Source organism: Ignavibacteriota bacterium, assembly GCA_016218045.1.
Lineage (GTDB): Bacteria > Bacteroidota > Ignavibacteria > SZUA-365 > SZUA-365 > JACRFB01.
Genome location: JACRFB010000031.1, coordinates 107,930 through 123,056 on the forward strand (window position 1 = coordinate 107,930; position 15,127 = coordinate 123,056).

15 protein-coding genes are annotated in these 15,127 nt (G+C 61.9%); 14 read left to right on the top strand and 1 reads right to left on the bottom strand.

The genetic code is table 11. The features are described 5' to 3' along the window. Positions 1-13: 13 nt before the first annotated feature. The 6 genes from HY962_08690 to HY962_08715 all read left to right on the top strand — a co-directional run bounded on the left by HY962_08690 (position 14) and on the right by HY962_08715 (position 5,685). Positions 14-760: a glycosyltransferase gene (locus HY962_08690; protein MBI5646999.1), complete on the top strand. Its 747-nt coding sequence runs from the start codon at positions 14-16 to the stop codon at positions 758-760. A gap of 334 nt (positions 761-1,094) precedes the next feature. Continuing rightward, a complete protein-coding gene (locus tag HY962_08695) occupies positions 1,095-2,702 on the top strand; it encodes a S41 family peptidase (GenBank protein ID MBI5647000.1) in 1,608 nt (535 codons plus the stop codon). A gap of 10 nt (positions 2,703-2,712) precedes the next feature. Beyond that, on the top strand, positions 2,713-3,591 hold the full coding sequence (locus HY962_08700) for a DUF3108 domain-containing protein (GenBank protein ID MBI5647001.1): 879 nt from the start codon (positions 2,713-2,715) through the stop codon (positions 3,589-3,591). Beyond that, positions 3,578-4,159 carry a gamma carbonic anhydrase family protein gene (locus HY962_08705; protein MBI5647002.1) on the top strand — a complete coding sequence of 194 codons (582 nt, stop codon included), beginning with the start codon at positions 3,578-3,580 and terminating at the stop codon, positions 4,157-4,159. Before HY962_08700 ends, HY962_08705 begins: the two co-directional genes overlap by 14 nt. A 10-nt stretch (positions 4,160-4,169) precedes the next feature. After that, on the top strand, positions 4,170-5,033 hold the full coding sequence (gene nadC / locus HY962_08710; protein MBI5647003.1) for a carboxylating nicotinate-nucleotide diphosphorylase: 864 nt from the start codon (positions 4,170-4,172) through the stop codon (positions 5,031-5,033). Beyond that, on the top strand, positions 5,026-5,685 hold the full coding sequence (locus HY962_08715) for a CoA pyrophosphatase (GenBank protein ID MBI5647004.1): 660 nt from the start codon (positions 5,026-5,028) through the stop codon (positions 5,683-5,685). Before nadC ends, HY962_08715 begins: the two co-directional genes overlap by 8 nt. Positions 5,686-5,828: 143 nt before the next feature. On the opposite strand, the gene HY962_08720 is transcribed toward HY962_08715, so the two are convergent. Further along, positions 5,829-6,284, bottom strand: coding sequence for a hypothetical protein (locus HY962_08720; protein MBI5647005.1), 456 nt, complete (start codon positions 6,282-6,284; stop codon positions 5,829-5,831). A gap of 353 nt (positions 6,285-6,637) precedes the next feature. Here HY962_08720 and HY962_08725 point away from each other — a divergent pair, with 353 nt between their 5' ends. The 8 genes from HY962_08725 to mnmE all read left to right on the top strand — a co-directional run bounded on the left by HY962_08725 (position 6,638) and on the right by mnmE (position 15,127). Continuing rightward, on the top strand, positions 6,638-7,240 hold the full coding sequence (locus HY962_08725) for an HAD family phosphatase (protein ID MBI5647006.1): 603 nt from the start codon (positions 6,638-6,640) through the stop codon (positions 7,238-7,240). Between the two features lie 62 nt (positions 7,241-7,302). Then, the gene (locus tag HY962_08730; GenBank protein MBI5647007.1) at positions 7,303-7,821 is read left to right on the top strand and encodes a TlpA family protein disulfide reductase; all 519 of its coding nucleotides are present in this window, start codon (positions 7,303-7,305) and stop codon (positions 7,819-7,821) included. Continuing rightward, positions 7,818-9,437 (top strand): hypothetical protein, encoded by a 1,620-nt coding sequence (locus tag HY962_08735; protein ID MBI5647008.1) that lies wholly within the window; start codon positions 7,818-7,820, stop codon positions 9,435-9,437. The genes HY962_08730 and HY962_08735 overlap by 4 nt, the downstream gene beginning before the upstream one ends. Next, positions 9,434-10,996, top strand: coding sequence for an Rne/Rng family ribonuclease (locus HY962_08740; GenBank protein ID MBI5647009.1), 1,563 nt, complete (start codon positions 9,434-9,436; stop codon positions 10,994-10,996). The genes HY962_08735 and HY962_08740 overlap by 4 nt, the downstream gene beginning before the upstream one ends. Before the next feature lie 171 nt (positions 10,997-11,167). Continuing rightward, positions 11,168-12,295, top strand: a complete 1,128-nt coding sequence (dnaN, locus tag HY962_08745) for a DNA polymerase III subunit beta (GenBank protein MBI5647010.1) — start codon at positions 11,168-11,170, stop codon at positions 12,293-12,295. 2 nt (positions 12,296-12,297) lie between these two features. After that, complete coding sequence (recF, locus tag HY962_08750; GenBank protein ID MBI5647011.1) at positions 12,298-13,425, top strand: DNA replication and repair protein RecF; 1,128 nt, start codon at positions 12,298-12,300, stop codon at positions 13,423-13,425. After that, complete coding sequence (locus HY962_08755) at positions 13,422-13,715, top strand: DUF721 domain-containing protein (GenBank protein MBI5647012.1); 294 nt, start codon at positions 13,422-13,424, stop codon at positions 13,713-13,715. The genes recF and HY962_08755 overlap by 4 nt, the downstream gene beginning before the upstream one ends. Further along, entirely contained in the window at positions 13,712-15,127 is a 1,416-nt protein-coding gene (mnmE, locus tag HY962_08760; GenBank protein MBI5647013.1) for a tRNA uridine-5-carboxymethylaminomethyl(34) synthesis GTPase MnmE, read from the top strand. The genes HY962_08755 and mnmE overlap by 4 nt, the downstream gene beginning before the upstream one ends.

Below are 15,127 nucleotides of genomic sequence, written 5' to 3' on the forward strand. Positions count from 1 at the left end.
AGGACGAGCTTCCATGGACCCGTCACTTTCCGCGCCGCGTATCAGCGTCGTGATCCCGGCACTCGACGAGGAGAAACTTCTGCCTTCGCTGCTGCGGCAACTCGACGAGGGGATCCGAGCGCGCTTCGGGCTCGAACTCATCCTCAGCGACGGCGGCAGCACCGATGCGACCTGCGCGATAGCGGAGGAAGGCGGCTGCCGCGTCGTGCGTCATACGGAACCCGGACGTCAGACCATCGCGGCCGGACGTAACGCAGGCGCAGGCGCCGCGCTGGGCGCGATACTCGTCTTCATCAATGCCGATGTGACACTCGATGATCCGTTCCGTTTTTTCGCGGCGGTGGAACGAAGCATGGCGTCGCCGCGTGTCGCGGGCGCGACCTGCGCCGTACACGTCTTTCCCGCCGAACAGCGTCTGTCCGACTGGCTGTTTCACATCGTGCACAACGCCTACGTGCGTTTTCTGAATCTGATCGGTGAAGGCATGGGCCGCGGCGAGTGCCAGATACTGCGGCGTTCGCTCTTCGAAGAACTCGGCGGCTACAATCCGCTGCTCGCTGCGGGCGAGGATTACGACCTCTTCCGTCGCGTCCGGCGCCGCGGGTCGATTGTGTTCCTGCCGGGCATCACCATGTACGAGTCGCCGCGCCGCTTCCGCCGCTATGGATACCTGCGTATCGTGTGGGGCTGGACGCGGAATGCCTTTTCCGTCGTCGTTCGGAACCGTTCCGCATCGAAAGAGTGGGAGACTGTGCGGTAGGCCGCGTGTTCGAGACAACGATGCGACGGTACCTGAAAAGGTGCGCGAACGGAGCCGGCCTCGCCTGGCCACGAAACATGCGGCAGCATCAGACTGCGGCGGCCGGGCTGCCTGAAAAGAAAGTCGGCCCCGCAGGAACAGGTGTGCGGAATCATATGTTCGAGTAGAGAGACCCGTTTGTCCGGCGTTCTGTTTCACAGCTCGGCCTGCCGCGCCGGTTGCAGATACCGCACGGAGGGCGATAAGAAATCGCATTGTTTGCTGCTCGAAAAGTCGCTAGTTTCATAAAATTATACCCACTGGAATCACTTCACGCTCGATAAAGGCCGTCAGCATGTTCCGCAAACGTTTCTCCCTAGCGTCCGTTTTTGTTCTCCTCTTCTTTGGCGTCTTTCTCGGCGCCCAGATCCAGGCGATCTCGGAGGACAACATCTACGAGCAGCTCAACAAGTTCAAGGACGTGTTGAGCTTCACGCAGAAATACTACGTCGATGAAGTGTCGACATCGCGGCTCGTCGAAAAGGCGGTGGAAGGTCTGCTCAAGGATCTCGATCCCCACTCCGTGTACATCGATCCGAAATCTCTCGTGAAGGTGCAGGAGGATTTTAAGGGAAGCTTTGAAGGCATCGGCATCGAATTCAACATTCTGCACGACACCATCACGGTCGTGTCGCCGATATTCGGCGGTCCGAGCGAGAAGGTGGGTCTGCTCGCGGGTGACAAGATCGTGCAGATCGACGGACAGAGCTCTGTGAAGGTGACCAACGACGACGTGCAGAAGAAACTGCGCGGCGAGAAGGGGTCCAAGGTTGTGGTCGACATCGTCCGCGCGGGGGTGAAGGACGTGCTGCAGTTCACGATCACACGCGACAAGATCCCCCTCTACAGTGTCGACACCTATTTCGTGCTCGAGGACGGCACGGGGTATATGGTGATCAACCGCTTCGCATCGAACACCTATCAGGAATTCATCAACGGCCTGCGCGACATGCGCACCAAGGGCATGGAGAAACTGATCCTCGATCTGCGCGGAAATCCTGGCGGCTACCTCGAGCAGTCGTTCCGCATGGCCAACGAATTCCTCGCGCGCGGCGAGAAAATCGTGTACACGAAGGGCCGCAGCCCCCAGTTCGACGAGAACTACAATGCCAATGGCGCGGGCGAATTCCAGGACCTCCCGCTCATCGTGCTTGTGACACGCGCCAGCGCCTCCGCCTCGGAGATCGTGGCCGGCGCGGTGCAGGATCACGACCGCGGACTCATCGTCGGCGAGACCACCTTCGGCAAGGGCCTGGTGCAGCGGCAGTTCGATCTGCCCGACGGCTCCGCCTTCCGTCTTACGACAGCCCGGTACTACACGCCGTCGGGACGCATCATTCAGCGGCCCTACGACGGGAAGTCGGACGAGGAGTACTACAAGACCGCCGGCGACAAGTCCGAGGCCGAGGGCGACAACATCGAACATCACGAGGACAAGGCCGACACCTCGCGTCCGAAATACAAGACCGACGCCGGCCGCACCGTGCTGGGCGGCGGCGGTATCACGCCCGATTACATCGTCAAAGTCGACAATCTCACGGAATACGCCGCGAAGATGCGTGCGCGCCTCTTCGAGTTCATCAGCGGTTATATGGACAAGAACGGCCCCGCCTTCCGGCAGAAGTACGGCAAGGACCAGGCGCAGCGCTTTACAAACGAATTCAGCGTCGATGACGAACTGCTCGCATCCTTCGTGTCCTTCGGCGAAAGCAAAAACATTCCGCTCGTCAAGGAACAGTACCAGAAGGACCTGGACTACATCAAGGCGCTCATCAAGGCGCAGATTGCGCGCAATCTCTTCGGCAACGAGGGTTTCTTCCGCGCGCTGCTGCAGGCCGATCCGCAATTCCGCAAGGCGCGGACACTGTTCCCGGAAGCCAAAAAAATCGCCGGACTGAAATAGCCCTTCAGCCGTGAAACGGCACACCACATCACGGCCGCGCCGCTTCCCCGCGGCGCGCCGTCTTCTTCTCCTCGGAGCGTCTGCCGCCGCCGTCCTCTTCGCGACTGCGGTGAGCACGGACGTTCCCGTGCAGGCCGCGGCGCCGCAGCCCGCGCGTCCCGCCAACCTCGCCGTCTTTCAGCGCGGGGAGGAACTTGTGTACGAGGTGCGCTATCTGACCTTCATGCTCGGGACCATTACGGCCCGCTGCCTGGCGGTGGACAGTGTCACGAAGCACTACAGAATGGAGTGCATCATCCGTTCCGCAAAGGGCATACCCTTTGTCACACTTCTCACACGTTTCCAAAGCACGGTCAACGAGCAGGTAACGAGCACCTCGTTCAGCACGAAGGAACACGTGGAGGACACGCTGAACAAGTACATCAACTACACCTTCCCGAAGAACCGGGACGTGGTGTATATCAGCGAACGGATCGGCCGTGACCCCATCCCCGAGCATTACGACACGCTGACCCTCGACGGCAAGCGCTGGCAGGACGGACTGTCGCTCCTCTTTTATGCACGCGCGCACGCGCTGCAGCGATACACCGATTACGTCCCCGTCCTCATGTACCGTTCAAAGGCCACAACCACGATCAACTTCGGTGTGAAAGACGACGACATGGAAATCGACGCCGTGCCGTATCCGATCCACACCGTGAAGCTCGACGGCGAAACCGGTTTCACGGGCATATTCGGGCTCACCGGCGGTTTCGAGGGGTGGTTCAGCAAGGACGCCGCATCCGTACCGATATACGCAAAGATGCACGTGATACTCGGCAGCGTCCGACTCGAACTCGTTTCCTGGAAAAAACCCGGGTGGATCCCGCCCCGCTATGGCAAAAACTAACGCACGAATCATCCCGTATCAGGGAAAACTCCCCGACATCCATCCCAGCGTTTTCCTCGCCGACGGCGTCGTGATCGTGGGCGACGTCACACTCGCCGAGGACGTGAACGTCTGGTGCAACGCGGTCATTCGCGGCGATGTGAACACCATCGGCATCGGCGCGCGCACAAACGTGCAGGACAACAGCACGCTGCACGTGACCTGGAACCAGTACTCGCTGAACATCGGCGCCGACGTGACCATCGGTCACGGCGTGACATTGCACGGGTGCACGATTCACGACCGCGTGCTGATAGGCATGGGCGCGGTGGTTCTGGACGGCGCCGAAGTGTTTCCCGAATCGCTCATTGCCGCGGGGACGCTTGTGCGCCAGCACTTCGAGGTGCCGGAGGGCAGCCTCGTCGCCGGCGTGCCGGGCAAAATCGCGCGCCGCCTGAGCGACGAAGAGCGGCGGGGTATTGCGGATTCGGCGCAGCACTACATGCATTACGTGAACGAATACCGCGCACACGACGATCTCGGACAGGCGATGGATTTCGACACGTATCTGCGCCTGCGGCGCGGATGAGGAGCATGGCATGAGCGCGCTAGACGGACGCATGGAAGAGGCAATCCGGAACGCCCTGCGCGAGGACGTGGGCCTCGGCGATATCACCACGGAGTGCACGATTCCGACCGACCTGCCGGGCACCGGCATTTTTCTTTCCAAGGCGAACGGCATTCTCTCCGGGATAGACGTCGTCGAAACCGTGCTCGCCATGGTCGACGAGCGCCTGCACCTCGAAACACACATACGGAACGGCATGCCTCTGTTGCGTGGCATGAAGATCGCGACGGTGCGCGGACCCATCGCGTCGATGCTCACCGCCGAGCGCACCGCGCTGAATTTTCTGCAGCGTATGTCGGGCATCGCAACCATGACGGCATCGATGGTGAAGCTTGTGGAAGGACGCGAGGTGAAGATTCTCGACACACGAAAAACCGCGCCGGGCTTACGCGCCTTCGATAAGCGCGCGGTGCGCGACGGACGCGGCACGAACCACCGCTTCGGGCTCGACGACATGGTGCTGGTCAAGGACAATCACATAGCGGCCGCGGGCGGCATCACATCGGCGGTCGAAATGGTGCGCGGGCGGCTTCCGCGCGATAGGCGCCTGCGTGTCGAGGTCGAGACGCGCTCGCTGCAGGACGTGCTCGAGGCACTATCCTGCGAGGGTGTCGACGTCATCATGCTCGATAATTTTCCCATAGACGAACTCGCACCCGCCGTGCGTCTGATCAAAACGCGGCGACCAGGCATCGAGGTCGAGGCTTCGGGCAACGTCAACGAGGGAACGATCCGCGACATCGCGGAATCCGGCGTCGATTCCATCTCGGTCGGCGCGCTGACACACTCGGTCAAGGCGCTCGACATCTCGTTCGATATCGCCGCGGATGAGTGACACCCTGCTGCACGACGCGTTCTGTCCAGCCGAGGCCGACGGGCACCGGGGCGCGCACGACACGGTACTCGGCATCGACATGCTGCGCCGCGCAGTGACGAGCGAAACGCCGTCGAGGGTGGCGCGCGAGGATTTCCGCCGTTCAGCGGTGCTGGTTCCGTTCGTCTGTCACGACGGACGCTGGCATCTGCTCTTCACGCGGCGCACCGACGAACTCGAGCATCACCGGGGGCAGGTGTCCTTTCCCGGCGGAGCGTCGGACGGCGGGGAGACGCCGGTTGAAACAGCGCTGCGCGAGGTCCACGAAGAAATCGGGATACCCTCATCCGATATTTCCGTGTTGGGCGAGATCGACGAAATATGGACGCCGTCACGCTACGTGATCAGTCCGGTGGTCGGCATCATTCGATCACTCGAGCAGCTCGCCCCGAATCCCGCCGAGGTGTCTCGTGTCTTTACCGCGCCTCTCGCGTTTCTCGCCGACGAGGGGAACGCCGAGATACGCACCGTCCACGTAAACGAATTCACCCGCGACGTGTATTACTATCATTACGACAACGAGACCATCTGGGGCGCCACCGCCTTCATCTTTCGGGGACTCGTGCGCAGGATACGCGCGGTGCTGGCCGAGAGCGGGTCGAGGGGCTATTAATGCAAGACGGGCACGATGTGCCCGTCTTATTCGAGGCGTTCTTCCCGCGGAAGTGCTGAGGAGGTCTTCGATGACACGCATGCGCAAAGAAACGCGCTCTTCACACAAAATCCCGGTATGCCCGCCGCTCCGTGCGGGGGAATTTACTCGAGACTTGCAGTGGCTTCGCCCATTGCTGCGTCGCGCTGCTCCCACGAGCGCGCGAGATTTCCGCAGTGGCGGGCGACGCGCTCGTTCGAGTCATAGAGGGCGCGGCGTGACACGGCGAAGTGTGCAAGCTCGCTGTCGAAATCGTACAGCGTGCGTGCCGCCAGGATGCGCATTTCCGCACATTCGTCACTTTTCAGTATGCCGATCAGCGGAATGAGCGCGTAATCGAAGTCGAGGTCGGGGTACGTTTCCTTCAGTTCCAGTACAAGTTGCACGGTCGAGCAACGGATCTCCGCGCTCGGATCCTGCAGGTTTTTCTCGATGCTGACGCGGATCGTCGCGAGTTGTTTCTCGGACAGCTGCTTCGGCGGTTCCGGTGACTCGGCGGCTGCAAAGGCAGTCGCGCAGGCAAACACAAGCGCAAGACAAATGGCAACGGCGGTTTTCATGATATCCTCCTCGGCAGCAAAACGTGAACTTGTTGGGTGAATCACTGCATCGTACGCGGGCCTGTTGCCCGATGTTGCGGCGGCTTTAGGTCACAAATTCGTCCCTGTGTTTTTTGATCTGTTAACATCAATACCGGTCGTGTCTCCTGTCTTCTCATGCTCGTGTTAGGATTCAGGAGGAAGGAGACAGGAGACAGGAGGCACGGATCTGCCAGTACGTGATATTGATTGCGCATTCGAAAATCCCTATGTTTCATATCTTATTCCGCGCTTGTGTGCCGCCCGCAGAGTGCGGCGGAGACAACGCGAAGGTGTCAAGAAATGCAGCGCGCAGGCGCGACCCGTCCCCCGCAATGATCCGTGCCATAATTTTCGATCTGGGCAATGTTCTGCTCCATTTCGACCACCGCCTGATTGCCCGCCGTCTGGAACAGGGGGCGCGTCGGCCGGAAGGGAAGGAGCACGGCGATTTTATCCGGCTGACGGAGGAGTTTGAGACCGGTGCTGTTTCGCCCGAGGAGTTCCACGCGGCTGTCGTGCGTGCATGGGAACTATCAGGTGCTGTGGATCTCCCGACATTTTCCCGGTTGTGGAGCGACATCTTCTGGAAAAACGAGGAACTGGTACCTCTGCTCCCGGATCTTGCGCGAAGGCACCGGCTCGTGCTCCTGTCCAACACCAATGTGCTGCACATCGAATATGCGCGCGCACGTTTTCCCGAAGTATTTGTCCCATTCCATTCCTGCGTTCTCTCCCATGAAGCCGGCATGCGCAAACCCGATCCGCGAATCTTTGCGGAGGCCCTGGCGCGCACGGGTGCCGCTCCTGATGAGACGCTGTATTTCGACGATATCAAGTCCTACGTCGATGCCGCCTCGCGGCTCGGCATACGGGCGCATCAATTTGTATCCACGTCCGGCCTCACGGACACTCTCCGCGCCTACGACATCTGTTAGGCAAAGCGGGGCCGCGGCGTTTCCCCCTCGATCTTCCATCCTTCCCCCATCAGGAAAGTGACATGACATTCCGCATCGTTTCCCTCCTCCTCCTGCTCGCGGCCGGCGCCGCGGCGCAGGATCTGACCGGCGTGGACTTCCGTCTGCGCGACATCAACGGCGACGAGCAGTCGCTGCAGCAGGTGCTCGCCGACATGCGCGGCACCGAGGCCACGCCCCGTCAGGGCGCCCTCATCATCAGCTTCTGGGCCATGTGGTGCGAGCCCTGCAAGCAGGAGATGAAGGCCCTCAAACCCATGTTCGAGAAATATAAGGACAAGAACGTCCGATATCTCGCCATCAACACCGACAATCCCCGCAGTCTCGCGAAAGTGAAGGCCTACTTGTCAGCGCAGGGCTTGCCGTACACGTTCCTGCTCGATCCGAACAGTGAAGTGTTCAAGAAGCTCAACGGCCAGAGCATGCCGTACTCGTTGATTCTCGACTCGCAGGGCAAGCTCGCCGCCAAACGCGTGGGCTTTATCGCCGGCGATGAAAAAGAGATCGAGGCCGACGTCGCCAAGCTGGTGGGGCAGTTGTGAGCGCGCGCCGCGCAGCGCTACTGGTTCTCCTTCTCGCCGCCCCCGCCTCCGCACTTGCCCAGGTGCAGTATTCCGTCGGAAACTTTCTCCGCTACGGAAACGGCACACAGATGATCTCCGGGACGGAGCAGCGCAAGGAGTATCTCGAGAACCAGACCAATGTGCGCTTGTTCTGGAACGACTTCACTGTCGGCTTTCAATATCTGTACGACGATCCCCCCGAGTTTGGTCCGCGGTATCAGGGCATACGCAAACGCTACGTCGAGTATGCCCGTGAAGGGTTGGAACTGCGCGCGGGCGACTTCTTCACGCTCTACGGCAAGGGGCTTTCGATGAATCTGTTCGAGAACCGGGCCATCAATTACGACACGGGTCTCGACGGACTGCGCGGGGAGTATCACAACGATTACCTCAACGCGATCATGGCTGTGGGCACGATGCGGTACTACGACCTGCTCAATTCGGCCTACGTCGAGAATTATGCCGTGAAGAGCGGTTATGTGGAAGTGACTCCCGTCCACATGCTGCGTCTGGGTGCAAGTCTCACGGGCGTGAGCGGCGAGTCGCCGCGCGGACCGGTCTGGAACGAGATCAACGCCGACATTCTCGGAGCCACGATGGCTCTGCACCTTCTCGGATTTGATCTCTCCGCGGAATATTCCTTCAAGCGTTCGTTCGGCATGCGCCATCAGCTTGCGGGCGACACGCGGTATGACCGCAGCGGCGACGCATGGTACGGCAGTCTCTCGTACACCCATGAATCGGGTTTTGGCGCCACCTTCGAGTACAAGAACTACAAGTTCGATCCGGTGAATCCGCTCGAGAAAACCGATGTGAACCGTCCGACGCGTATGCTGCCCATGCAGAATCCTCCGATCGTGCACAAGGAACACGCCTTCACACTTCTGGTGCGGCGGCCGCACACCATCGATTTCAACGACGAGGTGGGCTGGCAGATCGACGCGTTTTACGCCCTCTCCCCGACACTCACCGTCGCGCTCAACGGCGCTGTCGCCTCGCGGCAGAAAAGTTATCTGCAACTGCCCGGCGGCACATTCCGCACCATCAAAAAGACGAACGACCTCTTCCCCGCGCTCGACGCCGAGTTCTCCCCGTTTTGGGAGGCGTATGCCGAGGTCGAGTGGTATTTCGACGGACAATCGTATCTGCGCGCCGCCTTCAACCGCCGCTATGACGCGCCGTACGAGGAAGTGACGCGTGACGCGCATGTGCAGACGAGCACGACAATTCCCGTGCGTCTCGAACTCATGCTCGACGAGGCCTACAGCGTCGGCATCAGCCTCGAACAGCAGTGGGCGCATGACAATACCTACGCACCCGATGAGCGCTCGTTCTTCAACGAGTTCGTATCGGTGACACTCTCGCGCGCTCCCACGTGGGCGGTATCGCTGCGCGGCGAATTCACCAACGACGCGAACGATCCCTCGGGCAAAAAAAGCTGGATCACCGGAGAGTTTTCGTACCGCCTCGGCAATGTCCATACCGCGACCGTGAGTTACGGCACGGAGCGCGGCGGACTCATCTGCTCGAACGGCATCTGCCGCGTCGTGCAGCCCTTCGAAGGCGTGCGTTTCCAATTGTTGACGCAGTTGTGACCAAGGAAATCATTATCAACGCCACCGACAATCAGCACAGGATTGCGATTGTCGAAGAAGGCCGCCTCGCGGAGCTCTTTATCGAGTCCGACGAGCGCGAGCGTATGGTTGGCGACATATACCTCGGGTCCGTGGCGAAAGTCATGCCCGGCATCCGTGCCTCGTTCGTCGACATCGGTCTCGAGCAGGATGCGTTTCTCCATTTTTCCGACGTGGGTGACAACTTCCACGATTTTGGTGCGATCACCGGCGACGAAGACGGCGTCGACACCGAGGACGAGGATGAATCCGGCGACGATCGGAAATCCAGTCGCCGCCACCGCGGCATGCGCACGCCGCAGTTGCAGCGCGGGCAGGACGTGGTGGTGCAGATCTTCAAGGAGCCCGTCGGCACAAAAGGCGTGCGTGTGACGACCGAAGTGTCGTTGCCCGGACGATTCATCGTGCTGATGCCCTTCGACGACACCGTCGGCGTCTCGCGAAAAATTCAGAACTTCCGCGAGAAGCGCCGGCTCCGCAAACTCGCGCGTTCGATACTGCCCCCGGGCTTCGGGGTGATTATCCGCACCGTCGCGGAGGGGCAGAACGAGGACGTATTGCGGGCCGATCTGCAGTCGCTCATTCAGACCTGGCGCCAGGTCGAGCGGACGATACGGAAATCGAAGGCACCCGCCCTGATACACAAGGACATGAACGCCTCGTCGAGCGCGATCCGCGATCTGTTCTCGTCGGACGTGGCGCGTGTAGCGACAGACTCGCGCAAGCTGTATCGCGAAATCCGCGCCTATGTGAACCTTGTATCTCCGGCGAAAGTCGACGCCGTCGAACTGTACCGGGGCAAGGAGCCGATTTTCGACAGCTTCGGTCTCGAAAAACAGATCGCGCAATCGATGCACCGCAAGGTGTGGCTGAAGAGCGGCGGGTATCTCATCTTCGACCGTGCCGAAGCCATGTCGGTGATTGACGTGAACAGCGGACGCTACGCGGCGAAAGCCGAGCAGGAACTCAATTCGTTGCGCACGAATCTCGAGGCCGTGCATGAGATCGCGCGACAGGTGCGTCTGCGCGACATCGGCGGCATCATCGTGATCGATTTTATCGACATGCTCAACGACGAGAACAACCGGCGCGTCTTCGACGAGATGCGCCGCGAGATGCGCCGCGACCGCGCGAAGTTCACCATCCTGCCGCTGTCGGAGTTCGGCATCATGCAGATCACGCGGCAGCGTGTGCGCGAAAGTGTGCAGGTGTCGGTCAGTGAAACGTGTCCGACCTGCCAGGGCACCGGGCGTGTGCAGTCGAAGACCTCGATGCTGACCGAGATTGAGCGGTGGCTGAAACGTTTCAGGGTCGATTCGCGCGAACTGCGGCTGACGCTCATCGTTCATCCCACCATGGCGGCGTATCTCACCGAAGGCACGCTCTCGGTGTTGAACCGTCTGATGCTGCGCCATTTCCTGCGCATCACCATCACGCCCGACGCGACGCTCCCCATCGACGAGTTCCGTTTTCTCTCGCGGAAACGCAACGCCGACATCACCTCGCAGTACCGCACATAACTCCGTCCCGAGACGGAGCCGGGGTCCGCGCGCGGCATTGAACCGCGCGCGGATTTTCGGTATATTTCAACGATACATCGGAATGCCCTTTTGCCCCTCTCCCGCGCAGCGGAAAGGGGGAAACGAGCGCCGCCGCTCGGCGGTTTATCGCGACCACATCCGGAGGAGCCCATGAAATTCTCGGTAATCAGCAATGACCTCAGCAAGGCGCTGGCCAAGATCATCAGCGTCGTGCCCGCGAAGTCGACCCTCCCCATATTGGAGAACGTGCTGTTCGAACTCACGGGCAACGACCTGCGGCTGACGGCGAGCGATCTCGAGATCACGATGCGCGTGACCCTGCCCGTGAACGGCATGAAGGACGGCGTGCTTGCGATTCCCGCGAAAAAGCTCAACGAGGCGTTGCGCGCGCTGACGTCGGTGGACGTGACCGTGCAGGCCGACCTCTCGACGAACCGCGTCCTGCTGAAAACCGAACAGGGCGAATACCGGATGGCCGGCGAGTCCGCCGCCAACTTCCCCGAGCCCGAGAGCGTGGCCGAGGATTTCGGCTTCGAACTCGACGCGTCGCTGCTGCGCGCGATCATCGGCAAGACGGCGTTTGCCGTCAGCACCGACGACCTGCGTCCCTCGATGATGGGTGTGTTGTTCCAGTGGAAGAACGGCGAGTTCCGCGCCGTGGCCACCGACGGACACCGCCTTGTGCGCATCAAACACACCGGCGCACTCGCGGCGGTGAACACCGGCGGCGAACGCGAGCTGATCATCCCCTCGAAGGCCCTGACGCTGGTGCTGCGGTCGATAGACGCGGGCACCGTGTCGCTCGTCTTCGGCAAGACCAATGTGCGCTTCACCCTCGCCGACGTGCAGCTTGTGAGCCGCATCATCGACGAGCGCTACCCGAATTACGAGAGTGTCATCCCTCTCGAGAACGACAAGCTTCTCGAGGTTAACCGCACGGCGATGATCGCGGCCGTGCACCGCTGCTCCATCTTCTCGAACGCGGTGACGAATCAGATCCGTTTCTCGATCACGAAAGACATGGTGCGCGTCTTCGCCGAGGACGTGGATTTCGGCGGCGAGGCGCGCGAGACCGTGGCCTCGACATTCAGCGCCGACGAGGATCTCGACGTCGGCTTCAACGCAAAATACATCTCCGAGGCGCTGTCCCATCTCGAAAGCGACGACGTGACCTTCCGGTTCAGCTCCGCGACGCGGGCGGGACTGCTCGCCCCGACGACGCAGCCGGAGGATCTCGACATCCTGATGCTGGTGATGCCGCTGCGCCTCAACGCGTAATCATGATCCTGACTCATCTCCGCATCCAGAACATCCGGAACCACTGGCAGAGCGAACTGGAATGTCCCCCGGGCATCATTCTGCTGTGGGGTGAAAATGGCGCGGGAAAAACGACAGTGCTCGAGGCGGTGTCGCTGCTCTGCACGACGCGGAGTTTTGTGACCACGGCCGACCGCACGCTGCTTCGGCGCGGCGAGGAGTCGATGCGCGCGGACGGTGTATTCCACAGCGATTCCGGCGTGCGCCACACCGTGGGCGTGCAGGTGGCGATGCGCAAGAAAATCGAGCTCGACAACGCACCGCTCGAAGCCGCGGCTGATCTCATCGGACGATTCCCCGTCGTGACTCTTTCGCCGCAGCACCGGGCGATCACCGCAGGCGGCCCCGCCGAACGGCGGTCGTTTATGGACTTTGTCGTCTCGCAGGTAAGCCGCCAATACCTGCTGGATCTCATCGAGTACCGGCGCATACTTCGTCATCGAAACGCGCTGCTCTCCGACCACGGACATCGCGTACACGCGCTTCGCGCGCAGCTCGAGGCATGGGATACGACGCTCTCGGAGTGCGCGGTGCGCATCACACGACGGCGCAGGGCGTTTGTTGTCGAATACGACCCCTATTTCCGGCGCGCGATGTCGGACGTGGTCGAAGACCGCGAACTGCCCGCCTTCCGGTATGTGCAGAGCGCCGTTGTGGACATGGACGCGGGCGACGCGGCCGAACAATTCCGCGCGGCTCTGGGACACGCGCTCGAGCGCGACGCCCATCGCGGCGTGACGTCGGTGGGTCCGCACCGCGACGATCTCGAGATAACACTCAACGGCATGGATGTGCGCGCGCACGCCTCACAGGGCCAGCACAAGACCCTGCTCATCGCCCTCAAGGCGGGGGAGTGGTTCTTTCTGAACGATCACCTCGACGAGCGTCCGATGTTCCTGCTCGACGACGTGTTCAGCGAACTCGACGACACGCGGCTGCGCCGCATCCTTGCGGTGATACCGCGCCTCGGGCAGACCTTCATCACCACCGCCAACCACGCGATACTCGATGCGCTGCCGGGTCTGCCCGACGAGCGCGCTCTGTATCGTGTGAGTGACGGCGGCGTCCACGCGCACGCGGAGGCCGCATGAGACCGCTTGGTGGCATTACGCCGTTCCATGGCGCACTCCGCGACGCCTTGAAGGAATACGGCATGGAGCGCAAGGTGCGGGAGCACGAGCTGCTTGTGCGCTGGAGCGAACTTGCCGGCGCGGCGGTGGCGAAACACGCGACACCGACACGGTTCAAGGACGGCGTGTTGCACTTGCACGTGCCCGACGCCGCGTGGAGGCAGGAACTGTCGCTGCGCCGCGACGAACTCCGGAAAAAACTGAACGAGGCCCTGCACGAGGACCTTGTCGTGGACGTTGTGGTGCGATGAATGCGGATCCGCGGACACTGCGCTCCCCAGGCGCGCACGACACCATCGCGGCATGTGCAACACCGCCCGGCACGGGAGGTATCGCCGTGATACGCGTGTCGGGTCCGGCCGCCATCGATGCGACGGCGGCAACCTTTTCCGCGGGTGAGCGGTTGCGCGCGGCTGCGTCACACACGGCGCACTTCGGCCGTATTCTCTCGGGCGATGGCGGGACTATCGACGAGGCGGTTGTGACACTGTTCCGCGCGCCTGCTTCATACACGGGAGAGGACGTCGCCGAGATATCCTGTCACGGCGGCACGGTGGTGTCGCGCGCGGTGCTCGACCGCGTGCTCGCGCAGGGCGTGCGCCACGCACAACCGGGCGAGTTCACCCGCCGGGCATTTCTAAACGGACGGCTGGATCTTGCGCAGGCCGAGGCCGTCGCCGATCTGATACACGCGCGTTCCGACGCGGCCCGGCTCGCATCCATTGCGCAGATGCAGGGGCGTCTTTCGGCCGCGGTCGCGGAGATGCGCGAACGGCTCGTCCGCTGCCTGTCGCTGCTCGAACTGAATCTCGACTTTGCCGAGGAAGACGTCGAACTCGTGACACGCGCGCAGCTCCGCGACGAACTTATCGCGGCGCGTGCGGCCATTGCGACCGCGCTCAACGGGTATGCGGGCGGCCGCCTGTTGCGCGATGGATTCAAGGTTGTGCTTGCCGGTCGTCCGAACGCGGGCAAGTCGAGTCTGTTCAACGCGCTGCTCGGCACGCGCCGCGCGATAGTGACCGACGCGCCCGGCACCACGCGCGACTTCATCGAGGAGATGATGACACACGACGGAACCGCGTTTCGCTTTGTGGACACCGCCGGATTGCGCGGGGCGCGGGACGAGGCCGAGCAGGCGGGGATCGAATTCAGCCGCGAGCAGCTTGCGGAGGCCGATGCCGTCTGTTGGGTTATCGACGCGGCCGAAACCGGCGGGCTCGGGTTTGCGCACGACGCCGCACAGGCGCTTCACGCGTCACTGCACACGGGCACACCGTTCCTCACCGTCCTGAACAAGATCGACCAGCTTGGCGAAGCTTCGGGCGCACTGTCCGAGGACCCGGACGTCCTGCGCGTCTCGGCCCGAAGCGGCGAGGGAATACTCACGCTGCTGTCGCGGCTCTGCGTGCACGCGCGCACACGGCTGCCCGCCGCGTCCGGCGCCGAGGCACTTGTCACCAATGCGCGGCATGCGGACTGCCTCCGCCGCGCAGCCGCCGCGCTCAATTCCGCCACCGCCGCGCTGGACGGCGGAGCGGGCGAAGAACTCGTCGCCCTCGACACCCGTGCCGCCATTGCGGCGCTAGGAGAGATCACAGGCGACGTCACCAACGACGACGTGCTCCATGCCGTCTTCGCACGATTCTGCATAGGCAAATAA

What these genes read in the sequence shown, in the direction of transcription:
- HY962_08690 (MBI5646999.1), top strand. Translation starts at nt 14, where the DNA reads ATGGACCCGTCACTTTCCGCGCCGCGTATCAGCGTCGTGATCCCGGCA.
- HY962_08695 (MBI5647000.1), top strand. Translation starts at nt 1,095, where the DNA reads ATGTTCCGCAAACGTTTCTCCCTAGCGTCCGTTTTTGTTCTCCTCTTC.
- HY962_08705 (MBI5647002.1), top strand. Translation starts at nt 3,578, where the DNA reads ATGGCAAAAACTAACGCACGAATCATCCCGTATCAGGGAAAACTCCCC.
- nadC (MBI5647003.1), top strand. Translation starts at nt 4,170, where the DNA reads ATGAGCGCGCTAGACGGACGCATGGAAGAGGCAATCCGGAACGCCCTG.
- HY962_08715 (MBI5647004.1), top strand. Translation starts at nt 5,026, where the DNA reads ATGAGTGACACCCTGCTGCACGACGCGTTCTGTCCAGCCGAGGCCGAC.
- HY962_08720 (MBI5647005.1), bottom strand. Translation starts at nt 6,284, where the DNA reads ATGAAAACCGCCGTTGCCATTTGTCTTGCGCTTGTGTTTGCCTGCGCG.
- HY962_08725 (MBI5647006.1), top strand. Translation starts at nt 6,638, where the DNA reads ATGATCCGTGCCATAATTTTCGATCTGGGCAATGTTCTGCTCCATTTC.
- HY962_08730 (MBI5647007.1), top strand. Translation starts at nt 7,303, where the DNA reads ATGACATTCCGCATCGTTTCCCTCCTCCTCCTGCTCGCGGCCGGCGCC.
- dnaN (MBI5647010.1), top strand. Translation starts at nt 11,168, where the DNA reads ATGAAATTCTCGGTAATCAGCAATGACCTCAGCAAGGCGCTGGCCAAG.
- recF (MBI5647011.1), top strand. Translation starts at nt 12,298, where the DNA reads ATGATCCTGACTCATCTCCGCATCCAGAACATCCGGAACCACTGGCAG.
- HY962_08755 (MBI5647012.1), top strand. Translation starts at nt 13,422, where the DNA reads ATGAGACCGCTTGGTGGCATTACGCCGTTCCATGGCGCACTCCGCGAC.
- mnmE (MBI5647013.1), top strand. Translation starts at nt 13,712, where the DNA reads ATGAATGCGGATCCGCGGACACTGCGCTCCCCAGGCGCGCACGACACC.